At 39.6% G+C, this 502-nt stretch carries 1 protein-coding gene; it reads right to left on the minus strand.

The annotated features are described in order from the left end of the window. Positions 1-141: 141 nt before the first annotated feature. Positions 142-502 (minus strand): LuxR C-terminal-related transcriptional regulator (locus AB4653_RS28020; RefSeq protein ID WP_372071673.1); only part of this gene is annotated, 361 nt, incomplete at its 5' end.

Consider the following 502-nt stretch of genomic DNA (forward strand, 5'->3'; position numbering starts at 1 on the left):
GAACTTAATAAGTTCAGCGCCTTTTTTGCGTCATATTAATTAGAGAATTCAAAACTCTATCTATTGGAGCATGACACTAAAAATGTCACAAGGGATTGAAACAGCACAGCTTTAAATAGTATTACTTAAAAAGAACAAGCCCTACTTCATGTCACCATAACGTTCTAAATAAAGAACGGTTGCTGCGGTACGAGAAGGCACTTGCAGCTTTTTCAACAAACTCTTCATATGTACCTTAACTGTCGATTCAGAAATAAACAGGTGATCGGCGATCTGCTTGTTACGGTAACCTTTCGCGACTTCTTGAAGAATTTGCATTTCACGTTCAGTCAGTTGGTCGAAGATATCATTTCGACTGTCAGCATCATTCAAATAACGAGCTACCACACTGCTGTATGCCTTATCGCCGCTATGTGCTTGCTTAAGCAGTTCAATCAACTCATCGGGTTCAGTATCTTTCAGTAAGTAACCATCAGCGCCCGCTTTAACAATCGCTTCTATA

Origin of the sequence: Vibrio sp. 10N.222.48.A3 (assembly GCF_041475345.1) — a bacterium.
GTDB lineage: Bacteria > Pseudomonadota > Gammaproteobacteria > Enterobacterales > Vibrionaceae > Vibrio > Vibrio tasmaniensis_A.